Origin of the sequence: Dysosmobacter welbionis, from assembly GCF_005121165.3 — a bacterium.
GTDB lineage: Bacteria > Bacillota > Clostridia > Oscillospirales > Oscillospiraceae > Oscillibacter > Oscillibacter welbionis.
In genome coordinates this window covers 567,678-588,454 of record NZ_CP034413.3, presented here as the reverse complement: position 1 = coordinate 588,454, position 20,777 = coordinate 567,678, and the positions used below count along the sequence as shown (strand labels likewise).

The 20,777-nt window shown below is 61.7% G+C and carries 18 protein-coding genes, 1 tRNA gene and 1 other annotated feature (1 of these 20 only partly in view); of the genes, 15 read left to right on the top strand and 4 right to left on the bottom strand.

The window, feature by feature from the left end:
• Positions 1-19: a binding site (T-box leader), on the top strand (it extends 216 nt beyond the left edge of the window).
• A 288-nt stretch (positions 20-307) separates the two neighbouring features.
• The 3 genes from leuS to rpsU all read left to right on the top strand — a co-directional run bounded on the left by leuS (position 308) and on the right by rpsU (position 3,845).
• Positions 308-2,737: a leucine--tRNA ligase gene (leuS, locus tag EIO64_RS03100; RefSeq protein ID WP_025544859.1), complete on the top strand. Its 2,430-nt coding sequence runs from the start codon at positions 308-310 to the stop codon at positions 2,735-2,737.
• 224 nt (positions 2,738-2,961) lie between these two features.
• The gene (locus EIO64_RS03095) at positions 2,962-3,519 is read left to right on the top strand and encodes a hypothetical protein (protein ID WP_119311322.1); all 558 of its coding nucleotides are present in this window, start codon (positions 2,962-2,964) and stop codon (positions 3,517-3,519) included.
• Between the two features lie 143 nt (positions 3,520-3,662).
• On the top strand, positions 3,663-3,845 hold the full coding sequence (gene rpsU, locus EIO64_RS03090; protein ID WP_021750944.1) for a 30S ribosomal protein S21: 183 nt from the start codon (positions 3,663-3,665) through the stop codon (positions 3,843-3,845).
• Positions 3,846-3,886: 41 nt separating this feature from the next.
• Here the strand turns inward: rpsU and EIO64_RS03085 are convergent, their stop codons facing one another.
• A complete protein-coding gene (locus EIO64_RS03085; RefSeq protein ID WP_021750943.1) occupies positions 3,887-4,654 on the bottom strand; it encodes a hypothetical protein in 768 nt (255 codons plus the stop codon).
• A gap of 73 nt (positions 4,655-4,727) precedes the next feature.
• Here EIO64_RS03085 and EIO64_RS03080 point away from each other — a divergent pair, with 73 nt between their 5' ends.
• The 3 genes from EIO64_RS03080 to EIO64_RS03070 all read left to right on the top strand — a co-directional run bounded on the left by EIO64_RS03080 (position 4,728) and on the right by EIO64_RS03070 (position 6,441).
• A complete protein-coding gene (locus tag EIO64_RS03080) occupies positions 4,728-5,240 on the top strand; it encodes a YqeG family HAD IIIA-type phosphatase (protein ID WP_136890770.1) in 513 nt (170 codons plus the stop codon).
• Between the two features lie 112 nt (positions 5,241-5,352).
• On the top strand, positions 5,353-5,922 hold the full coding sequence (efp, locus tag EIO64_RS03075) for an elongation factor P (RefSeq protein ID WP_021750941.1): 570 nt from the start codon (positions 5,353-5,355) through the stop codon (positions 5,920-5,922).
• Positions 5,923-6,006: 84 nt separating this feature from the next.
• Complete coding sequence (locus EIO64_RS03070) at positions 6,007-6,441, top strand: CD1247 N-terminal domain-containing protein (protein WP_021750940.1); 435 nt, start codon at positions 6,007-6,009, stop codon at positions 6,439-6,441.
• Between the two features lie 441 nt (positions 6,442-6,882).
• Here EIO64_RS03070 and EIO64_RS03065 read toward each other — a convergent pair whose 3' ends face one another.
• Genes EIO64_RS03065 through EIO64_RS03055 form a run of 3 tightly spaced genes read right to left on the bottom strand, consistent with a single transcriptional unit; the run spans position 6,883 to position 9,378 of the window.
• Complete coding sequence (locus tag EIO64_RS03065) at positions 6,883-7,899, bottom strand: hypothetical protein (protein WP_119311319.1); 1,017 nt, start codon at positions 7,897-7,899, stop codon at positions 6,883-6,885.
• A gap of 7 nt (positions 7,900-7,906) precedes the next feature.
• Positions 7,907-8,743, bottom strand: a complete 837-nt coding sequence (locus tag EIO64_RS03060) for a BadF/BadG/BcrA/BcrD ATPase family protein (RefSeq protein ID WP_119311318.1) — start codon at positions 8,741-8,743, stop codon at positions 7,907-7,909.
• A gap of 53 nt (positions 8,744-8,796) precedes the next feature.
• Positions 8,797-9,378, bottom strand: a complete 582-nt coding sequence (locus EIO64_RS03055) for a hypothetical protein (protein ID WP_119311317.1) — start codon at positions 9,376-9,378, stop codon at positions 8,797-8,799.
• Positions 9,379-9,627: 249 nt separating this feature from the next.
• Between EIO64_RS03055 and EIO64_RS03050 the strand changes: the two genes are divergently transcribed.
• From EIO64_RS03050 to EIO64_RS03010, 9 genes are all read left to right on the top strand, one after another.
• Positions 9,628-11,076 carry a nicotinate phosphoribosyltransferase gene (locus EIO64_RS03050; RefSeq protein WP_021750935.1) on the top strand — a complete coding sequence of 483 codons (1,449 nt, stop codon included), beginning with the start codon at positions 9,628-9,630 and terminating at the stop codon, positions 11,074-11,076.
• Between the two features lie 124 nt (positions 11,077-11,200).
• On the top strand, positions 11,201-12,763 hold the full coding sequence (gene cls / locus EIO64_RS03045; protein WP_136890769.1) for a cardiolipin synthase: 1,563 nt from the start codon (positions 11,201-11,203) through the stop codon (positions 12,761-12,763).
• 34 nt (positions 12,764-12,797) lie between these two features.
• The gene (locus tag EIO64_RS03040; RefSeq protein WP_021750933.1) at positions 12,798-13,676 is read left to right on the top strand and encodes a tRNA lysidine(34) synthetase; all 879 of its coding nucleotides are present in this window, start codon (positions 12,798-12,800) and stop codon (positions 13,674-13,676) included.
• Between the two features lie 18 nt (positions 13,677-13,694).
• Positions 13,695-15,521 (top strand): SEL1-like repeat protein, encoded by a 1,827-nt coding sequence (locus EIO64_RS03035; protein WP_136890768.1) that lies wholly within the window; start codon positions 13,695-13,697, stop codon positions 15,519-15,521.
• Between the two features lie 144 nt (positions 15,522-15,665).
• Positions 15,666-15,739: transfer RNA gene (locus EIO64_RS03030), tRNA-Gln, on the top strand.
• Positions 15,740-15,835: 96 nt separating this feature from the next.
• Positions 15,836-16,039 carry a hypothetical protein gene (locus EIO64_RS03025; protein WP_207754065.1) on the top strand — a complete coding sequence of 68 codons (204 nt, stop codon included), beginning with the start codon at positions 15,836-15,838 and terminating at the stop codon, positions 16,037-16,039.
• A gap of 893 nt (positions 16,040-16,932) precedes the next feature.
• On the top strand, positions 16,933-18,282 hold the full coding sequence (gene gdhA / locus EIO64_RS03020; protein WP_119311314.1) for an NADP-specific glutamate dehydrogenase: 1,350 nt from the start codon (positions 16,933-16,935) through the stop codon (positions 18,280-18,282).
• Between the two features lie 108 nt (positions 18,283-18,390).
• A complete protein-coding gene (locus tag EIO64_RS03015; protein WP_025545751.1) occupies positions 18,391-18,873 on the top strand; it encodes an NADH-quinone oxidoreductase subunit NuoE family protein in 483 nt (160 codons plus the stop codon).
• Between the two features lie 11 nt (positions 18,874-18,884).
• Positions 18,885-20,768, top strand: coding sequence for a (2Fe-2S) ferredoxin domain-containing protein (locus tag EIO64_RS03010; protein WP_119311925.1), 1,884 nt, complete (start codon positions 18,885-18,887; stop codon positions 20,766-20,768).
• The last annotated feature ends 9 nt before the right edge of the window (positions 20,769-20,777 follow it).

Below are 20,777 nucleotides of genomic sequence, written 5' to 3'. Positions count from 1 at the left end.
TAGCTTTTACGCCCCTGACCGTAAGGTCGGGGGCGCTTTTACAGCTTAAAGAGGGGATTGACATCTCCTTGCCCGCAGGGGCACACCGCATCCGTCAGGCGGCAGAGCCGCCAACGGCTGCGCAGCAGAGTGCCTTCACCAGCGGCATCAGTCACTGGCGACACAACCCAAGGCGGTTGGGTCAAAGTATTTTTGCCACGTACAGAAGGTGAATTGCCCCGTAGAAGCAAGAGAGGCCGCCCGGGGGCGCGCCGCGGCAAAAATAAATCGAACAGAGAAATCCATTCACAGGAATGAGGAGAAGGATATGAAATACGATTTTGCCAGCATTGAGAAAAAGTGGCAGCAGAAGTGGCTGGAGGAGAAGCCCTTCACCGCCGTCACGGGGGACAAGACTCGGGAGAAGTTCTTCGGCCTGATCGAGTTCCCCTATCCCTCCGGCCAGGGGCTCCACGTGGGCCACGCACGGCCCTTCACCGCCATGGACATCATCTGCCGGAAGAAGCGGATGCAGGGCTACAACGTCCTGTTCCCCATCGGCTATGACGCCTTCGGCCTGCCCACAGAGAACTACGCCGTTCAGCACCACATCCACCCCGCCAAGGTGACCCACGACAACATCGAGAACTTCCGCAAGCAGCTCCACATGCTGGGCTACTCCTTCGACTGGGACCGGGAGGTGAACACCACCGACCCCAGCTACTACAAGTGGACCCAGTGGATCTTCCTGCAGATGTTCAAGAAGGGGCTGGCCTACAAGGCTTCCATGCCCGTCAACTGGTGCACCAGCTGCAAGATCGTCCTGGCCAATGAGGAGGTCGTGGACGGTGTGTGCGAACGCTGCGGCGGCCAGGTCATCCGCAAGGAGAAGAGCCAGTGGATGCTGGCCATCACCAAGTACGCCGACCGGCTCATCGACGACCTGGACGACCTGGACTTCATCGAGCGGGTGAAGATCCAGCAGAAGAATTGGATCGGCCGGTCCGAGGGCACGGAGGTGGACTTCACCGCCACCAACGGCGACAAGCTGACGGTCTACACTACCCGGTGCGACACGCTGTTCGGCGTGACCTATATGGTCATCTCCCCGGAGCATCCCTATCTCCAGCAGTGGAAGGACCAGATCCAGAACTGGGATGCTGTGGCCGCCTATATCGAGGAGGCCGCCCGCAAGTCCGACTTTGAGCGGGGCGAGCTGAACAAGGAGAAGACCGGCGTCCGGCTGGAGGGCATCGAGGCCGTCAACCCCGCCAGCGGCAAGCACGTGCCCCTGTTCGTCTCCGACTACGTGCTGATGGGCTACGGCACCGGCATCGTCATGGGCGTGCCGGGCCACGACCAGCGTGACTGGGAGTTCGCCACCAAGTTCGGCCTGCCCATCGTGGAGGTGGTCCAGGGCGGAGACATCACCAAGGAGGCCTTCACCCTGAAGGACGACACCGGCATCATGGTGAACTCCGGCTTCCTGGACGGCCTCACCGTGAAAGAGGCAATTCCCACCATGAAGAAGTGGGTGACGGAGCAGGGCATCGGCCGTCCCAAGACCAACTTCAAGCTCCGGGACTGGGTGTTCAGCCGCCAGCGTTATTGGGGCGAGCCCATCCCCCTGGTGAACTGCCCCAAGTGCGGCTGGGTCCCCCTGCCGGAGGAGCAGCTGCCCCTGCTGCTGCCGGAGGTGGACTCCTATGAGGTCACCGACACCGGCGAGAGCCCCCTCAGCAAGATGACTGACTGGGTGAACACCACCTGCCCCAAGTGCGGCGGCCCCGCCCAGCGGGAGACCGACACCATGCCCCAGTGGGCTGGCTCCAGCTGGTACTTCCTGCGGTATATGGATCCCCACAACGACAAGGCATTCGCCTCCAAGGAGGCCTTGGACTACTGGTCTCCCGTGGACTGGTACAACGGCGGCATGGAGCACACCACCCTGCATCTGCTGTACTCCCGGTTCTGGCACAAGTTCCTGTATGACATCGGCGCCGTGCCCACCAAGGAGCCCTATGCCAAGCGCACAAGCCACGGCATGATCCTGGGCGAGGGCGGCGAGAAGATGTCCAAGTCCCGGGGCAACGTGGTGAACCCCAACGACATCGTGGACCAGTACGGCGCCGACACCATGCGCCTCTATATCATGTTCATCGGCGACTTTGAGAAGGCCGCAACCTGGTCCAACGACGCGGTGAAGGGCTCCAAGCGGTTCCTGGACCGGGTGTGGAATCTGGCGGAGAGCGCCTCCGACAGCTATGATGTGACCCCCGCCAACGAGGCCGTCATCCACAAGACCATCAAGAAGGTCACAGAGGATGTGGACAGTCTGAAGATGAACACCGCCATCGCCGCCATGATGACCATGGTGAACGAGCTGAACGCCAACGGCTGCACCCGGGGCGACCTGAAGTATCTGCTCCTGCTGCTGAACCCCTTCGCCCCCCACATCACCGAGGAGCTGTGGGAGAACCTGGGCTTCGCCGCCCAGACGGGCAAGATGTGCTGCCAGGCGGAGTGGCCCGTGGCGGATGAGAGCAAGACCGTGGCCTCCACAGTGGAGCTGGCCGTCCAGGTAAACGGCAAGCTGAAGGGCACCATCTCCATGCCAACCGACAGTGAGGAGAAGGCCGTGGTGGATGCCGCCCTGGCGGTGGAGAAGGTCCGGAAGGCCACCGAAGGGATGCAGATCATCAAGACCATCCTGGTGAAGAACCGGCTGGTGAACCTGATCGTCAAGCCCGCGAAATAAGACTGCGCCCAGCGGTGCGTACAAGCGTTTTTGCCGGAGGCAACAACCTTGGGGCGGACGGCCTGTGCCTGTCCGGCTGCATTCCGATGCGGGAGCCCCGCTGGACCGGGAACCGGCCGATGCATCTGGTGGGAGCATCCCAGTTCATCCCAATCACACCAAAAGGCCGGACGGGAAATCCCGTCCGGCCTGCGCTTCAGGCCCTGCCTGAGAAAGGAGAACCTATGAGCCGTCTGGATGAATTCCTGCGCCTGCTGTGCGGCAGGTTTGACAATACCCGGCAGCTGGAGGAGCTGCGGCGGAGCGGCAGCCCCGCCCTGCCGCTGGCAGAGCATGTCAACACCGTGTGCAACGACAAGATTGACGGCCTCCCCGCGGATTTTGCGGGAGCATTTGTGCTGGAGGAGAGCTACTACACCACGGAGGGAAAGACCCACGCCTCACCCCATCTGTTCCTCTTTACGGAGGAGGGGGAGGCGGTGAAGCTGACATCCTATCAGCTGCCCAAGGCGGCGGACGGCGGCGCGGCCACCTATGAGACGCTGCCGCCCCTGAAATGGGAGGATCTGGAGATCTCCGAGAAATTCACGCCTGCCCTCTATACGCTGCACGACGGCGTGTGGGAGGGGGGCAGCGTCAGCATGTTCTCCCCGGTGCTGAAGTTCACCCTGTATGAGCGATTCTCTCAGGAGTCCCTGGAGGTGGCGGAGACCATGGAGGTGAACGGAAAGCGGACGTTCGGGTACGATGTGCCCATCGTGTACCGGAGAGCGGCGGACTGATCTCCCGGGAGAAATGCTGATTTTCCGGAAAATCTCTTGACAACGGCCCGGAAGGTTTGTATAATACTTATGTTAAAGCCATAGATTATGGCCCTTAAAGTATCCTGGATTAAGCCGGATACCTCGGAGGGAGGGAAATATAGATGTCTGAGATCCATGTGAAGGACGGCGAGTCCATCGACAGCGCGCTGAAGCGTTTCAAGCGCAGCTGCGCCAAGGCCGGCGTCATCGCGGAAGTGCGGAAGAGAGAGCATTATGAGAGCCCCAGCGTCAAGCGCCGCAAGAAGTCTGAGGCCGCTCGCAAGAACAAGAAGCGCTATTATTGATCTGTCAAGGAAAAGTGCTGTGCCGAAAGGTACAGCACTTTTTATGTCCTCCGCCCGGGAAACAGCTTGGGCAGCAGATCCTGCACCTCCGGATACATCAGGAAGGCGGCGGCGAAGCCCATGTTCCCGCCGGTCCGCAGCTTCTGGGAAAGGGTGTCCGCGTCGTCGAAGAGGACGAAATGCGTCTCGCCGTCCCGGGCATAGGTGAAATACCGGGCGCACAGGTCCTGGGAGAAGAAAACGGAGGGGGACTCCCGGTCCAGCAGGTCCTGGAGTTCCCGGCCGCTGAGAGGGCGGCCTTCGCCGCTTTGAGCCGGGAGGGTGAAGTCCATCCGCAGCCGCTGGACATCCAGGGCCAGACCGCCTGCCCTGTCCCGTCCGGCAGCGGCCTCCTGCAGGCGCTGGACAAAGTTCCCGCCGGAGATGGCGGTGCAGATCAGGGGAATGGCGCCTGACGCCGCGGCGTAGGACTCCGGCACATAAACGGGGCGGGGCGACAGGCGCCGGGCCAGCGTCTCCGCAAAGGCCAGCCGGTCCGGCGCAGGAGGCTGCTCGAAATCCAGCAGTACGCCGCCGTAGCTCCGCCGCCCGCACTCCCGCAGCGCGGCGGCCGACAGCCGCTCCGGGCTGGCGATAAAGGGCGCGCCCCGGTCTGTGACGGACAATAGCCCGCCCCGGGTCTGGAGCAGCAGGTTCTGCCGCAGGAGCGTGGAGTCCGGCCCGATACAGTAGGCCACATGGGCCAGGGAACAGCGGAAGCGGGAGGCCTCCTGGGCCTCGGCCGGCGTCACGGCCAGATAGATCTGCAAAATGAACTCCCCCTTGTGGAATCCCGTTGGGACTGGTATACTAAAAGGAGACTATGCAGAGAAGGAGCCGCTTATGCCGTTTTCCCTGACGCCCCGCTGGGTGTTCCAGTATTACAGCGAGATCACGCCGGACTGGCTGCGGCAGCAGGGGATCACCCTGCTGCTCAGCGACCTGGACTTCACCCTGGCCGCCAAGAAGACCCGTCGGCCGGATCAGTCCCTGCGGGACTGGATCGCCGCCCTCCGCAATGCGGGGATCGGTTTCATGATCGTCTCCAACAACCGCTCCGGCAGCCGGGTGACGGAGTTCTGCGCGGACCTGGGGGTGCCTTATCAGGGCCGTGCAGGAAAGCCCAGTCCCAGGGGCCTGGAGGCCGCCATGGCACGGGCTGGGGCGGACCGGGTCTGCACCGCCATGCTGGGGGACAAGCTGCTGACGGATATGCTGGCCGCCAACCGGGCCGGAGTCCTGCCTCTGATGGTGGAGCCGGTGGGCGGCGCCGTGACGGCATGGCAGAAGGTGCTCCACGCTCTCCAGGCCCCGTTTAAGGCTATCTGCCGCCGCAAAATGGAAAAAAAGTCCTGAAAAATACTTGCATTACCGGACAACATAGGATAAAATAGCAGAGGAATTTTTGTAGAGATAGAGAGGCGGCCGGCTGGTCAGCTTTTCTTGAGATTTCAGAGGAGGATCATTTATGCCAACGATTACTGCCGGCGATTTCCGCAATGGTGTCACTTTTGAGAAGGACGGGAGCGTTTGCACCGTGGTGGAGTTCCAGCACGTGAAGCCCGGCAAGGGCGCGGCTTTCGTGCGCACCAAGTACAAGAACGTGATGACCGGCGCCATCCGCGAGGAGTCCTTCAACCCCACCGCCAAGTTCGAGCAGGCCACTGTGGAGCGCAAGGATGCCGAGTATAGCTACAACGACGGCGACCTGTACTACTTTATGGATCCCGAGACCTACGACATGGTCCCGCTGAACCGGGACGTGCTGGGCGACGCCTTCCGCTTCGTGAAGGAGAACACCGTCTGCAAGCTGGTGAGCTACAAGGGCAGCGTGTTCACCGTGGAAGTGCCCAACTTCATGGACCTGGAGGTCACGGAGACCGAGCCCGGCCTGCGGGGCGACACCGCCACCAACGTGACCAAGCCCGCGACGCTGGAGACCGGTGCTGAGGTGAAGGTGCCTCTGTTCATCAACACGGGCGACAAGATCCAGATCGACACCCGCACCGGCGAGTATATCGGCCGCAGCAAGGAGTAAGTGAGGCAAAGGGGGGAAGCGTATTCCCCCTTTTGTTCCTGAGAATGACTGCAACGCTGTTTGTAAAGGAAAGGAGCTGCTGTTATGGAGATTACGGAGAAGGTCGCGTATCTGAAGGGCCTGGCTGAAGGCATGGAACTGGACACCGAGAAGAAGGAGGGCAAGCTGCTTGCCGCCATCATCGACGTGCTGGACGACATCGCCCTGGAGATCGCGGATATGAAGGCGGACCAGGAGGAGCTGTACGACGGCCTGGACGCTGTCAGCGATGACCTGGAGGATGTGGAGGACGCCGTCTTCGGCGAGGATGACGAGGACGAAGAGGATGTATACGAGTATGAGGAGCCGGAGGAGGACGAGGACTGCTACGCCACCACCTGCCCCACCTGCGAGGAGACCATCTACTTCGACGAGTCCGTCTTGGAGGACGGCGAGGTCATCTGCCCCAACTGCGGCGAGAAGCTGGAGTTCGATCTGAACGGCCTGGAGGACGAGGACAAGCCCCAGGACGAGGAATAATCCCTATATGTGAGCGCAGGAGCCCGGTGCACAGCACCGGGCTCCTGTTTGCATTTTCCGCTGCTACTCCACTGTAACGGCGAACCGGCAGCAGGTCCCGCCGCCCAGCACCGTCTCCACGGTCCGGACCGTGATGTGTCTTTCGGGCAGCAGCTGTTCCAGAATATACAGCACACTCTGCCGGGAACATTCGCAGTGGGCGGCGTCGGCCGTCTCTCCCCCAGCACCTCAGGGCAGACGCATTTGGGATAACCCACCTCATAGAGGCGCCCGGGCTGGAGAACCTTGGCAAAAAAGCTCTCCGTGTCCCCGTATTTTCGGTACTGGGCGTCCAGGTCGCAGCCGCACGCCCGGAACTGCGCCGCCTGGACAGGCAGGACGGTCTCCCGCACACACCGGACGGCTTTTTCTCTGTAATCCATGTCTCTTTCTCCCAATCTTTCAATCATTCTCTCCGGCGGTTTCCTCCGGAACACCGATCCAGCAGGCAAAGTCCGTGGCCAGGAAGGCCTCCTGGGCCTGCCGCACCCCGGCGTCCAAGCGAGAGACGCGGCCAAGGCCTGCCACCAGCGGATCAATGTACCGCAGCTTGGCGGGAATCCGGAACCAGAGTCCGTTCTCCGGCCTTTCCGCGCTCCGCTCCACCCGGCAGAAGCGCCGGAACCGGCGCCACCGGCGGGCGCTGGCCGGATCTGCCTCCAGCTTTTGGATGACAAAAGACTCCGTCCGATACAGGTCATCCTCTGTCAAGACCTGCCGGTTCACGGCATCGCGCAGCAGGTCCGCCAGGGCCTGCATGGCGAAGCGGTCCTCGTCCGCCACATAGACCTGGGCGGTCTGGAGCGATGCCTCTGTGAAGGCGCAGGCGGTCTCCCGCGTGCGGAAGGCCAGCTCCGGCCGGCCGGACTCGTCCCGCCAGACGGTGAGATCTTCGTAGAATACACGGAGGGCGTCCGCCCCGGCGAAGCCGTAGCACCGCAGGTCCCCCAGCGTGTACTCCAGACGGTCGGCGGAGAGCTGAGGGGAGTCATTGTCCGCGATGGGATAGCGGTGGTAATCCGCCACGTCTTCCGTGGTGAGGCCGTATTCTTTCAGCAGCGCCTGAAGCTCCGGCGAGGTCTCGATGAGTTCCGCCGTCCGTGCCTCGGTGGACTCCTGATGCAGGTGGTCCCCGTGGAGAAAATCCACCACATGGGCAAAGGCGGGTGTGGCCGCATCGTGGAGCAGTCCCGCCGCGCTTTGGCGGAGATCGCCGGTGAAGTGCCACACGATCAGCCCCACGCCCACGCTGTGGTCAAACCGGGAGTAGGGGGCCCACCCGGCAAAGTGGGGGAAGGACGTGTACTCGCACCCGCAGTTCATGCCCACCTGCCGCAGCCGGGCCATGGGCGGCGTCTCTGCCAGACGGCGGAGAAATTCCGGGATCTCCGGATGATACAGGGACCAATTTTCCGTCATGGCACAATCAGGCCTCCGGCTTTTTCTGCAGGCTGTACAGTCCCGCGCCGATGGCGGTGGCAAACGTGGCGTTTTCGGGAATGATATAGTGGATGCCGTACAGCTTTTCAAACAGCTGGAAATTCGTGACCGCCTGGGGCAGGGTGGTCATGGACCCGGTCAGCACCACAGTCTTGGAGTCACAGCACTGGCAGGCCAGCACCGTCATGGTGCCGATGGCCTGGAGCACCAGATTGACCACGCCGGCCGCCAGGTCCGCAGGAGTGGCGTCCTCCGCCAGATCGCCGAAGTTGGCGGCAGTCATATCCGGGTCCAGAGTGGGAGCGGAGTGGACCGTGATGTCCTTCATGGTCAGGTCTACATGGTCCAGATTGCCGCTCTCCGCCAGCTTTTTGATCTGGCCGAAGCGCTCCATTCCCACCAGCTTGTGGCAGAGCCCGCCCAGAGTGCCGCCGCCGATGCCGCTGCCGCACAGGTGGCGGATGCCGTCGGGGGACGCCCAGAGGAAAGCGGTGCCGGTGCCCATGCTGACCACCACGGCGGAGGACTGGCCCGACAGGGCCAGGGCTCCGGTGCCGCTGGCGGAGAACTCGCCCACTTTACAGGTGGGCAGACCGTAGATGTCGCCCTCCACATAAGAGGCGCCCACGCCGGTGAGCACTACCCGCCGCACATCCCGCAGGGAGAGCCGGTTGCTGGTGAGATAGTTGCCAAGGGCGCCATACAGGCTGGTCACCTGATCCTCCGCCCGGACCCGCAGCATGGAGATCACACTGCCGTCCGTCCGCAGACCCACGATTTTGGTGGTGGAGCCGCCGATGTCAATGCCTAAGATCACATCCATTGTGATGACTTCCTTTCAGCGGCAGACGGCCGCTTGGTTTTCGGTGGGGGCGCTTACTGGATGGCGCCTCCGCTGAGGTCAAACGACTTGGTGATATCCCGCCCCTGGCTGTCATAAAAGACAATCTCCTCTATGCTGATAGGACCTGTGGAGACGGTATCATCCACTGAGGTGCTCACCAGAAAGACGGGAGAGGCCGGAATGTCCAGCGCATAAGGCCCACCGCCCTCCAGTGAAAAGACCGCCCGGGCGATGCGGCCGTCGCCGTTCCGCCCCTCGAAGAGCAGCATCTGCTCCCCGTCGGACTCCACCACTCCGTTGCGGAAGGAGCCGGTCCCGCGACCGGAGTGGTCGAATTTATACCGCCCGGTGAATCCTCTCGAGAGACACAGGTATCCCAACCGTCCATCCAGAACCAGAGGATAATAGGTGAGACGCCCCACGGTCACAGGCTGGTACAGCTCCAACTGGTCCGCCTCGCAGGGAACGGACCTGCCCCGGTTGAACCATTGGAGCGCAGCCGGTTCCAGCCCATTGAGGTCCGCGTCCAGAGGAAATGAGCGGTGGTATGCAGTGAGGCCGGTCAGGATGCACAGAACGGCCGCCGCGGAGAAGAAGAGAGCAAACTTTTTCACGAGAAAACCCTCCAGTCCGCTGTGTACCGGAAAATGTGCGGTTCAATCTTTCCCCATCATAGGGGAGGGCGGAGTTGTTGTCAAGACGATTGATAAAAGATTGACAACAAATTCGGAAAAAGCATTGCTTTTCCTGGGGGAACCGCTTATAATTCAAGGGAATAACAACCCCGGACAGACCGCCTCCAGCGGTGTGGGGGCCTGAAACTTCATGGAAGGATCTGTGCCGGCGGCACAGGGGAAACGGTTATGAAAACGGAAGAGAAACTCAATCTGACGATGCTCTGCGATTTTTATGAGCTGACTATGGGCAACGGCTATTTCCGGGCAGGGCTCCAGGATCGGATCACCTATTTCGATGTGTTTTTCCGCAACGTGCCGGACAACGGCGGGTTCGCGGTCTGCGCGGGTCTGGAACAGTTGGTCCAGTATATTCAGAACCTGCACTTCGACGAGGAGGACATCGCCTTCCTGCGGGACAAGCACCTGTTCTCCGAGGATTTCTTGAGCTACCTGCGGGACTTCCGTTTCACAGGCGACATCTGGGCGGTGCCGGAGGGGACGCCTATCTTCCCCCGGGAGCCGGTGGTGACGGTCCGGGCGCCGGCCATCCAGGCCCAGCTGATCGAGACCTTCACCCTGCTGACCATCAACCACCAGAGCCTGATCGCCACCAAGGCCAACCGGATCGTCCGGGCGGCCCAGGGGCGAACGGTGCTGGAGTTCGGCTCCCGCCGGGCCCAGGGCACGGACGGCGCCATCTCCGGAGCCCGGGCGGCTTATATCGGCGGCTGCGCAGGCACCGCCTGCACGATCTCCGACCAGCTGTACGGCGTACCTGCCGGCGGCACCATGGCCCATTCCTGGGTCCAGATGTTCGACAGCCAGTATGAGGCATTCAAGACCTACTGCCAGATCTATCCCCACAATGCCACGCTGTTGGTGGATACCTACAATGTGCTCAAGTCCGGCGTGCCGGATGCCATCCGGGCCTTTGATGAGGTGCTGAAGCCCCTGGGCATCCGCAAGTGCGGCATCCGTCTGGACTCCGGCGACATGGCCTATCTGACCCAGGAGGCCCGCCGCAAGCTGGACGCCGCCGGCTGGACCGAGTGCCAGATCTCCGCCTCCAACTCCCTGGACGAGTATATTATTCAGGACCTGCTGCTGCAGGGCGCCAAGATCGATGTGTTCGGTGTGGGTGAGCGGATGATCACTGCCCGCAGCGAGCCGGTGTTCGGCGGTGTGTACAAGCTGGCGGCTGTGGAAGATGGAGACGGGAAGATCATCCCCAAGATCAAGGTCAGCGAAAACCTGGACAAGATCACCATTCCCCACTTCAAGAAGACCTATCGGATCTTTGACAACGCCACCGGCAAGGCGGAGGCGGACTACATCACCGTCTGGGACGAGACGGTGGACGAGAGCGCCCCACTGGAGCTCTTCGATCCCAGGGCCACCTGGAAGCGCAAGACCTATACGAACTTTACCGCAAAGCCCCTTCAGGTCCCGGTCTTTCAGGGAGGAGAGCTGGTCTATCAGCTGCCCGCCCTGCCGGAGATCCAGGCCTACTGCCGTGCCCAGGTGGATACCCTGTGGGACACGGTGAAGCGGTTCGAGAACCCTCACACCTACTATGTGGATCTGAGTCAGAAGCTGTTCGACATCAAGCAGGATCTGCTCTGCCGGAGCAGATGACCCAACAGCCCCGCCCTCCGGCGGGGCTGTTTGTTCACAGAATATTGGTTGCGGAGTACTGGGTATTTCGGTATAATAATAAGATAAGCGGTCGAAGCTGAGAGAGAAGGAGGTGGACCGCACCATGCGAAAAAGAAGTCTGCCCCAGCCGGAAGAGCGGACGGAACGGCGGATCTCCGCCGCCGCCAGCCTGTCCATCTGCGCACTGACGGTGATTGCCCAGATCGTGCTGACGCTGGCGCTGACCCAGTTGCTGGCGGAAAAGATCAGCTACGTCTATTTCATTCTGGAGCTGGCTGGCGCAGTGGTGGCGATCTGGGTGTATCTGCGCCCCGGCAGCCCCTCCTATAAGCTGGTGTGGATGTGCCTGCTGCTGGCCCTGCCGGTGGCCGGTATGATTCTTTTCCTTCTGTGGGGCGGGAGCCATCAGGCCAAAAGCCTGAGTCTGCGGAAGGTCGCCCCTCCGGTGGAGCGGGAGAGCGCCCGCCAGGCCAGCGCCGCCAATGTGGCCCACCTGAGCCGCCGCTCCCCGGCCTGGGGACGGCTGGCCTCCTATTTGCAGTCGCGGGACTTCCTGCTGTACGGCGGCTCACAGGCCCGGTATTTCGCGGAGGGAGCCGATTTCTTCGATGACCTGGTGCTCCACCTCCAGAGAGCGGAGATCTACATCTTCCTGGAGTATTACATCCTGGCGGAGGGCCAGATCTGGGACCGGATCTTCCATGTGCTGCGGGAGCGGGCCGCCGCCGGTGTGGAGGTGCGGATCATCTTCGACGACTTCGGCAACCTCACCCGCTTTTCCGACGCCTCCCTCCAGGCCCTGCAGGACGCTGGCGTGGAGGTGGAGGTCTTCAATCCAGTCCACCGCTACGTGAATCGGATTTACTTCAACTACCGGGACCACCGGAAGATCGCCGTCATTGACGGGGTGCACGCCTACACCGGAGGCATCAATATTGCCGATGAATACGCCAACCTCTTTGTCCGGTTCGGCCACTGGAAGGATACCGGCGTCCGGATCGACGGTGCCGGGGCCTGGGGCTTTGCCTCCCAGTTCATTCAGATGTGGAAGATGATCGGCCGCTCCCTGCCCAATGAGGACGACTACTACCGTCCCCGGGTGGAGATCGAGGGCACCGGCTGGTGCCAGCCCTTCACGGACGGTCCGCTGAACAATCCGGACAATCCCATCGAGGACACCTACCTCCAGCTGATCGCCTCCGCCCAGAAGATGCTGTATATCACCACGCCCTATTACGCGGTGGAGGAGTCCATGCAGAAGGCCCTGTGCATCGCAGCCGACGCAGGGGTGGACGTGCGGCTGGTGGTACCCGCCATCCCGGATAAGAAATATGTCTACATGGTGGCGGAGACCTACTGGGGTGAGCTGCTGGCCCACGGCGTCAAGATTTACCGCTATACCCCCGGCTTCGTCCACGCCAAGAGCGTCATGGTAGACCGGGAGGTGGCCCTGGTGGGCAGCACCAACATGGACTACCGGACGTTCCAGCTGCACTACGAATGCGCCGTGCTCCTCTATCACATGCCCGCGGTGGAAGACCTGCTGGAGGATATGGACCGGATGGTGGCCCAGAGCGCGCCCTATACGCTGGCGGAGTGGAATCAGCGGTCTTGGCTGCGCAAAATGTGCGCCTCTCTGCTGCGGCTGGTGGCTATCTGGTTCTGACGCGGCCGCTCCCATTTTGCTTTAGGAGGTCCCCATGTCCCGCGAATTGACACCACAGGAGGCTGCGGAGCGCAGCCTCATCAAAAAATACCGCAAGGAGCTCTGGAACCCCTTCATTGCCGCCGTCAAGAGGTATGAGCTGATCGCTCCCGGAGACCGGATCGCCGTCTGTATCTCCGGGGGAAAGGACTCCATGGTGCTGGCCAAGCTGATGCAGGAGCTCCAGCGCCACACAGAACAGCCCTTTGAGCTGGTTTTTCTGGTGATGGATCCGGGCTACGCCCCGGCCAACCGGGCGCTGATCGAGGAGAACGCTGCCCGCCTGGGCATCCCCATCACCGTGTTCCGGAGCGATATTTTCGACGTTGCCTATCAGGTGGAGAAGAACCCCTGCTACTTATGCGCCCGGATGCGCCGGGGCTTTCTGTACAGCAAGGCTCAGGAGCTGGGCTGCAACAAGATCGCCCTGGGGCACCATCTCTCCGACGTGCTGGAGACCACGCTGCTGGGCCTGTTTTACGGTGCCCAGCTCCAGACCATGCCCCCCAAGCTCCGCAGCAGAAATTTCCCAGGCATGGAATTGATCCGTCCGCTGTATTGTGTCCATGAGGACGCCATCATTGCCTGGAAGAACTACAATGGGTTGCGGTTTCTCCAGTGCGCCTGCCGCTTCACAGAGGAGCGGGACGGTGCGGCCGACGGTGTGGGCGAGAGCAAGCGGCAGGAGATGAAGCTCCTGCTGCGGGAGCTGAAAAAGACCAATCCCAATATTGAGAAGAGCATGTTCCGGGCCATTCACGGCGTCCAGCTGGACACGTTCCCGGGCTTCAAATTCCGGGGCAGGGCGTTCGCGTTTCCGGAGGCCTACAACCTGCGGGGCGCCTCCTCTGCGGAGGATGAAGCGGCGCTTTGATACAGAGGAGGTGCGCAGATGAATTACTATCGCTGTGAGAACCCGGACTGCGGGTTTCTGGCAGAGGAGGAACCGGATGTCTGCCCCCAGTGCGGGGGCACCTTTTTCCTCTCTGTGGACGAAGAGGAGCTGACGGGGCCCGACTGGGTGCAGCTGGGCAACCGGGCCGTGGATGAGGAGCGGCCGACGGACGCGCTGGCCTGCTACCAACAGGCGGCGGCCCTGGATGATATGCTGGGTGTGACGAACCTGGGGTGGTGCCTGGAGGCGGGGATCGGCGTGCCTGCAGACCCCCGGCAGGCGGTGGTGCTGTACGCCCAGGCCGCCGCCCGGGACTATATGCCCGCCCTGACGAACCTGGGATACTGCTATGCCCATGGCATCGGTGTGGCGCGGGATGATTCCAAAGCGGTGGAGTGCTTCCGAAAGGGGGCGGAAAACGGCTTTCCCAGGGCCCAGTTCCTGCTGGGGGAGGCATATTCCCGCGGCCTGGGAGTGGAGCAGAGCTGGGAGGAGGCGGTGCGGTGGTACCGTGCCGCCGCGGAACAGGGCCTGCCCCGTGCCCAGTGCAATCTGGCATGGTGCTATGAATACGGCAAGGGCGTCCCCCAGGATTTGGGAGAGAGCTACCGTCTGTACCGGAAAGCGGCCGAGCAGGGGGATGCCAGAGGACTTTTCTGCGTGGCCCGCTGCTTTGACTATGGCCGCGGTGTGACGCAGAACAGCACGGAGGCAGTGGCCTGGTATCAAAAAGCGGCGGACGCGGGCTCCGCGGCGGCCATGTGCGACCTGGGCGTGTGCTATGAACGCGGTGAGGGCGTGGAGCGGGACCTGAGCAGGGCTGTGAGCCTGTATCGCCAGGCAGCCGAGGCGGGCAATGCCGCCGGGCAGTGCAATCTGGGATTCCTGTATGAGAGCGGCGAGGGCGTGGAGCAGAGCTGGGAGGAGGCGGTGCGGTGGTACCGCGCTGCTGCGGAGCAGGGGATGCCCCGTGCCCAGTGCAACCTGGCCTGGTGCTATGAGTACGGCAAGGGCGTGGAGCAGAACTGGAAGCGGGCTGTCCACTGGTACCGACAGGCGGCGGACCAGGAGGACCCCCGGGGGATGTTCTGCATGGGCATCTGCTGCAAATACGGCCGCGGCGTGGAACAGAACTGGGAAGAGGCGGTCCACTGGTATCGCAGGGCGGTGGATGCCGGTTCCGCGGCGGCCATGTGCAACCTGGGCGTGTGCTACGAGCGGGGCGAAGGCGTGGAGCGGGATGCCGCGGAGGCAGCCCGGCTGTACCGACAGGCGGCGGAGCGGGAGGACGCGGCCGCCCAGTGCAACCTGGGATATCTGTATGAGACCGGAGAGGGTGTAGAACAGAACTGGCAAGAGGCTGTCCGCTGGTATCAGGCGGCGGCGGAGCAGGGCTACCCCCGTGCCCAGTGCAACCTGGGCGTCTGCTGGGAGTTCGGCCACGGCGTGGCGAAGGACCCGGCCAAGGCAGCCGATTTGTACCGGCAGGCTGCAGAGGGCGGCGACCGGGTGGCCGCCTGCAACCTGGGATATCTGTACGAGACCGGTGTCGGCGTGGCCCAGAGCTGGGCAGATGCGGTGAAGTGGTACCGCCAGGCAGTGGAGGAGTCCGAGCCCCGTGCCCAGTATAATCTGGCCTGGTGCTATGAGCACGGCAAAGGCGTGCCCCGGGATCTGAGGCAGGCGAGAGAACTCTATCAGGCCGCAGCGAAGCAAGGGTATGCGGGCGCCCAGGAGGCAGCGGACCGTATGGAGAAAGATGGGAGCAGGCGACGGGGCGGCGGATTCCTCCGGGGCTTTCTGGACGGCCTGCGGGGCCAGTGAACGGTCTTACATAGTGGCGGGCGCGGGATCGGGATTCCGCGCCCGCTTGAAAAAACATGTGGAAAAAAATAAAAAAGGGGGTTGACAAAATCACGCTTTTCTGTATAATAATATCTGTTCGCTGCGGAGTGAACACAACTTCATAGCGGGTTTGTGTAAGGGTAGCACAGCAGACTCTGACTCTGTATGTGAGGGTTCGAATCCTTCACCCGCTGCCAGATGAGAAAACCTCGGAACTGCAATGGTTCCGAGGTTTTCTTTGCTCTCTCAGCGTGTTTGCTGAATTTTAAGACATCTGTTTTGGGCGCCTATGAATGCTTTTCGCGCTGTGCGCAATGAAAGAACAAGGAAACTGTACCCACGCTGCCGCACATAAAGCCGCTCCTGCGGAAGGTCAGCCTTACTCCGCTGTGTTTTCAGCATCCGGAGATACCGAACCAGGTGTTTCGTCCGATTTTATGCTGCATATCGGCCTGTTGAGGCTGGTATGCGGCATTTCCTTTTATCAGGTCGATTAGCCTACGCTCCCGGAAGGAATGTCATGGAACGGGCTCCCGACATATAGAATGCCGAGGGGACGTTCCTCCAGAAGAAGATCGTCCTACAAAGGTGGCCAATATGGATCACATCGGCTGCGGCGGTTCCCTGAAGATTACGCTGGCCCTGACAGCCGCTCGGCAGCATGGTGGGGGCGATGTGCAACCAGCGCAATTTCAGGGCCCGCTTTATTACCCACAATATTGACACTGATTAGCGATGCTGTGAGTTCGCTGTGACGCCCTGAGCTCTCTGACCGCCGCTCACCTGGGCGGCAGTGCATAGCCGCAACCTGAAGCGGATCGCCCCAGGCGGCTGATACTGCGATGAATATGACGGCACAAGGCTTTCAACCGCGGAGGACTGAATTACAGCCCTTTTACAGGTAAAGATCTGGAAGTTATTGTACCACAGGCTTTTTGGTTTTCCGCTTCGTTGCCGCTGCCTCGGGCACCCGGGAAGAGAGATGTGGTATTTTCCGCCACGGCTGGCTACAGATAGTTCTGGTTTATACAGGAAACGTTTATGGAAAATATTGTAAAATACTAATGAGTGAATAAAGAAAAATGTACTTTTTACACAATAGGGCTTCCCAAGAATATGTTTTTTTGCTACAATCAAACTGGAAAGATCGCATGGGGCGGAACGGCCATCGAAAGATGCCGTCCGCCGGATACAGCGAAAGCGAGATTGCTGCGGAGGCCGGCAGAGGGCCGGCGGAGAGGGGGAGAAAAAAACGCAGCGGAACGTGAACGGCTGTTAGAGGTGGTATGAGGACAGACGCGGGAGCGGAGAGGTATTTCCGTTCCTGTCTGGTGATATGAACGGGCCTGTGTGCCCACGGCTTTCAAAATTTTGATTGGAGGAAAAAGCCATGAACGCATATCTCACCAGCGTGATCGAGAACGTGAAGAAGAAGCACAGCAACGAGCCGGAATTCGTGCAGACGGTGGAGGAGGTGTTCTCCTCTCTGGAGCCGGTGATTGAGAAGCACCCGGAGTATGAGAAGGTGGACCTGCTGAACCGGATGGTGGAGCCGGAGCGGATGTTCACCTTCCGGGTGTCCTGGGAGGATGACCGGGGCCAGTGGCACACGAACATCGGCTACCGGTGCCAGTTCAACGGCGCGCTGGGGCCCTACAAGGGCGGCCTGCGGTTCCAGGCCAACGTGTATCCCGGCATCATCAAATTCCTGGGCTTTGAGCAGATCTTCAAGAACTCCCTGACGGGCCTGCCCATCGGCGGCGGCAAGGGCGGCGCGGACTTCGACCCGGCGGGGAAGTCGGACGCGGAGATCATGCGGTTCTGCCAGGCGTACATGCAGGCGCTGTACCGGTACATCGGGCCGGATGTGGACGTGCCCGCCGGGGACATGGGCGTGGGCGGCCGGGAGATCGGGTATCTCTTCGGCGAGTACCGGCGGCTGAAGGGGGCCTGGGAGAACGGTGTGCTGACGGGCAAGGGGTTCTCTTACGGCGGCAGCCTGATCCGGCCGGAGGCCACGGGCTACGGCGCGGTATACTATCTCCAGAACGTGCTGGAGCACGAGGGAGAGCGGATCGCGGGCAAGACCATCGCCTGCGCGGGCTTCGGCAACGTGACCTGGGGCATCTGTAAGAAGGCCACGCAGCTGGGGGCCAAGGTGGTGACATTGTCCGGCCCGGACGGATATATCTATGATCCGGACGGCGTAGCCACGGAGGAGAAGATCGCGTATCTGGTGGAGATGCGCTCCAGCGGCCGCAACCGGGTACAGGACTATGCGGAGAAGTTCGGCGTGGAATTCTTCCCCGGTGAGAAGCCCTGGGGCGTGAAGGCGGATGTGGTGATGCCCTCGGCCATGCAGAACGACGTGCACATGGAGCAGGCGAAGCAGATCGCGGCCAACGGCGTGAAGTACTACATTGAGGTGGCGAACATGCCCACCACCAACGACGCGCTGCGGTTCTTGATGGAGCAGCCCGGGATGATCGTGGCGCCCAGCAAGGCGGTGAACGCAGGCGGCGTGGCCACCAGCGCACTGGAGATGGCGCAGAACAGTGAGCGGCTGGTGTGGACGGCGGAAGAGGTGGACGCGCAGCTGCACCGGATCATGAACACCATCTACCAGATGAGCGTGGACGCGGCCGCGGAGTACGGCTTGGGCTACAACCTGGTGGCAGGCGCCAACATCGCCGGCTTCAAGCGGGTGGCTGAGGCCATGATGGAGCAGGGCGTATTCTGATACAGACGCATAAGCACATATCGGAAACAGAGCACACAAGCGCGGGATCCGCCGGCAAGTGCGGATCCCGCGTGTTTTTTATCATCCGAATCAATGAGGGGAGAATTTATGGAGCAGAATCTGGACCGGGCGGAGGCGATCATCGACGCCTACGGCTGCGATCAGTCGAACCTGATCGCGATCATGCAGGAGATCCAAGGGGAGTATAAGTACCTGAGCGAGGGAGCGCTGACCCTGATCGCGGAAAAGCTGGGCATCAGCACGGCAAAGGTGTACAGCGTGGCCACTTTCTATGAGAATTTCTCGTTGGAGGCCAAGGGCCGGCACATCATCAAGGTATGCACCGGCACGGCCTGCCACGTGCGCAAATCCGGACCCATTTATGACAGCCTGCGGGACGCTTTGGGTCTGACCGGAAAGCGGAAGACCTCCGCGGACGGCCTGTTTACCCTGGAGACCGTGGCCTGCTTGGGCGCTTGCGGACTGGCACCGGTCATGACCATTGACGGAGAGGTCCACGCCAAGATGACGCCGGAAGATGCGCTGGCGCTGGTGGAGGATATCCGCAGAAAGGAGGCGGCCACCGCATGAGACAGGTAAAGATGACGCGGGACAGCTTCCACGTGTTCCAGGCTAACGCCCGCAACGCCCTGAAGCAGAGCGAGCAGGTGCCCTCTATCCTGATCTGCGCCGGCACCGGCTGCATCGCCGGCGGCGCCATGAAGATCTATGACAATTTGAAGACGGAGTGTGAAAAACGGGGTCTGCCGGTCTACGTGGGCCTCAAACACGACACGGACGCGGAGAAGAGCCTCCATGTAAAGATGAGCGGCTGCCACGGCTTCTGCGAGATGGGGCCTCTGGTCCACATCGAGCCTATGGGCGTCATGTACATCCATGTGAAGCCGGAGGACTGCCATGAGATTCTGGAGAAGACCGTGCTGGGCGGCGAGATCATCGACCGGCTGGTGTATCACCTGGACGGCGTAGCCTACCCCCGGCAGGAGGACATCCCCTTCTACAAGAAGCAGCATCGGGTGGTGCTGGAGAACTGCGGCAGCAGCGATGCCGAGGACATTGAGGAGTACATCGCCAAGGGCGGTTACGCCGGTTTTGAAAAGGCCCTCTTTGAGATGACGGATGAGGAGATCTGCCGGTCCATCATCGACTCCGGCCTCCGGGGCCGCGGAGGTGGAGGCTTCCCCGCGGGCCAGAAGTGGGACGGTGCCCGGAAACAGAAGTCAGAGAAAAAATACATCGTCTGCAACGGCGACGAGGGCGATCCCGGTGCGTTCATGGACCGCTCCATTATGGAGGGTAACCCCCACAGCGTGCTGGAGGGCATGATGATCGCCGGCCGCGCCGTGGGCAGCGACGAGGGGTATATTTATGTCCGGGCGGAGTATCCGCTGGCCGTGAGCCGGCTGAAAGCGGCCATCGCCAAGGCGGAGGAGTACGGTCTTCTGGGCGATCACGTCATGGGCACAGACTTCTCCTTCCGGATCCATGTAAACATGGGCGCCGGCGCCTTCGTCTGCGGCGAGGGCAGTGCCCTGACAGCTTCCATCGAGGGCAACCGGGGCATGCCTCGGGTCAAGCCGCCCCGGACCATCGAGCACGGTCTCTGGGCCGAGCCCACGGTGCTGAACAATGTGGAGACTTTTGCCAACGTGCCCCTCATCATCCGCAAGGGCGTGGACTGGTACCGCTCCATCGGCACCAAGACCAGCCCCGGCACCAAGGCCTTCGCGCTGACAGGCAACGTGGTGAATACCGGCCTCATTGAGGTACCCATGGGAACCACTATCCGGGAGGTGGTGTTTGACATCGGCGGCGGCATCCGGGGCGGCAAGAAGTTCAAGGCCGTTCAGATCGGCGGCCCCTCCGGCGGCGCCACCACCGCCAGCCGCGAGCACCTGGACCTGCCCCTGGACTTCGACAGTCTGAAGAGCATCGGCGCCATGATCGGCTCCGGCGGCTTGGTGGTCATGGACGAGGACACCTGCATGGTGGAGACGGCCCGGTTCTTCATGGAGTTTACACAGAAGGAGTCCTGCGGCAAGTGCGTCCCCTGCCGGGAGGGCACCAAGCGGATGCTGGAGATCCTGGACCGGATCATCGACAACAAGGGCACACTGGAGGATCTGGACCTGCTGGAGGAGCTGGCGGACACCATCAGTAAGACAGCCCTGTGCGGCCTGGGGCAGAGCGCCTGCAAGCCCGTCCAGAGCACGCTGAAGTATTTCCGGGATGAATATCTGGCCCATGTAGTGGACCACCACTGTCCCATCTGCAACAAGGAAAAACCCCACCCCACCATCGACCCGGAGAAATGCAAGGGCTGCGGCAAGTGCCGGAAGAACTGCCCCATGGAGGCCATCACCGGCGCGGCCAAGCAGGTCCACGTCATCGATCCGGAGAAGTGCATCAACTGCGGCGCCTGTGTGACCAATTGTCCCTTCGGCGCCATCGCGGCCAGTAAGTGAGGAGGGGAG

Bases quoted from the DNA above. Each gene is read 5' to 3' on its own strand.
- efp (WP_021750941.1), top strand. From the start codon at position 5,353: ATGCCAACGATTACTGCCGGCGATTTCCGCAATGGTGTCACTTTTGAG.
- leuS (WP_025544859.1), top strand. From the start codon at position 308: ATGAAATACGATTTTGCCAGCATTGAGAAAAAGTGGCAGCAGAAGTGG.
- EIO64_RS03010 (WP_119311925.1), top strand. From the start codon at position 18,885: ATGACGCGGGACAGCTTCCACGTGTTCCAGGCTAACGCCCGCAACGCC.
- EIO64_RS03070 (WP_021750940.1), top strand. From the start codon at position 6,007: ATGGAGATTACGGAGAAGGTCGCGTATCTGAAGGGCCTGGCTGAAGGC.
- cls (WP_136890769.1), top strand. From the start codon at position 11,201: ATGCGAAAAAGAAGTCTGCCCCAGCCGGAAGAGCGGACGGAACGGCGG.
- EIO64_RS03025 (WP_207754065.1), top strand. From the start codon at position 15,836: ATGCTTTTCGCGCTGTGCGCAATGAAAGAACAAGGAAACTGTACCCAC.
- EIO64_RS03065 (WP_119311319.1), bottom strand. From the start codon at position 7,899: ATGACGGAAAATTGGTCCCTGTATCATCCGGAGATCCCGGAATTTCTC.
- EIO64_RS03095 (WP_119311322.1), top strand. From the start codon at position 2,962: ATGAGCCGTCTGGATGAATTCCTGCGCCTGCTGTGCGGCAGGTTTGAC.
- gdhA (WP_119311314.1), top strand. From the start codon at position 16,933: ATGAACGCATATCTCACCAGCGTGATCGAGAACGTGAAGAAGAAGCAC.
- EIO64_RS03060 (WP_119311318.1), bottom strand. From the start codon at position 8,743: ATGGATGTGATCTTAGGCATTGACATCGGCGGCTCCACCACCAAAATC.
- EIO64_RS03035 (WP_136890768.1), top strand. From the start codon at position 13,695: ATGAATTACTATCGCTGTGAGAACCCGGACTGCGGGTTTCTGGCAGAG.
- EIO64_RS03040 (WP_021750933.1), top strand. From the start codon at position 12,798: ATGTCCCGCGAATTGACACCACAGGAGGCTGCGGAGCGCAGCCTCATC.
- EIO64_RS03080 (WP_136890770.1), top strand. From the start codon at position 4,728: ATGCCGTTTTCCCTGACGCCCCGCTGGGTGTTCCAGTATTACAGCGAG.
- EIO64_RS03015 (WP_025545751.1), top strand. From the start codon at position 18,391: ATGGAGCAGAATCTGGACCGGGCGGAGGCGATCATCGACGCCTACGGC.
- EIO64_RS03050 (WP_021750935.1), top strand. From the start codon at position 9,628: ATGAAAACGGAAGAGAAACTCAATCTGACGATGCTCTGCGATTTTTAT.
- rpsU (WP_021750944.1), top strand. From the start codon at position 3,663: ATGTCTGAGATCCATGTGAAGGACGGCGAGTCCATCGACAGCGCGCTG.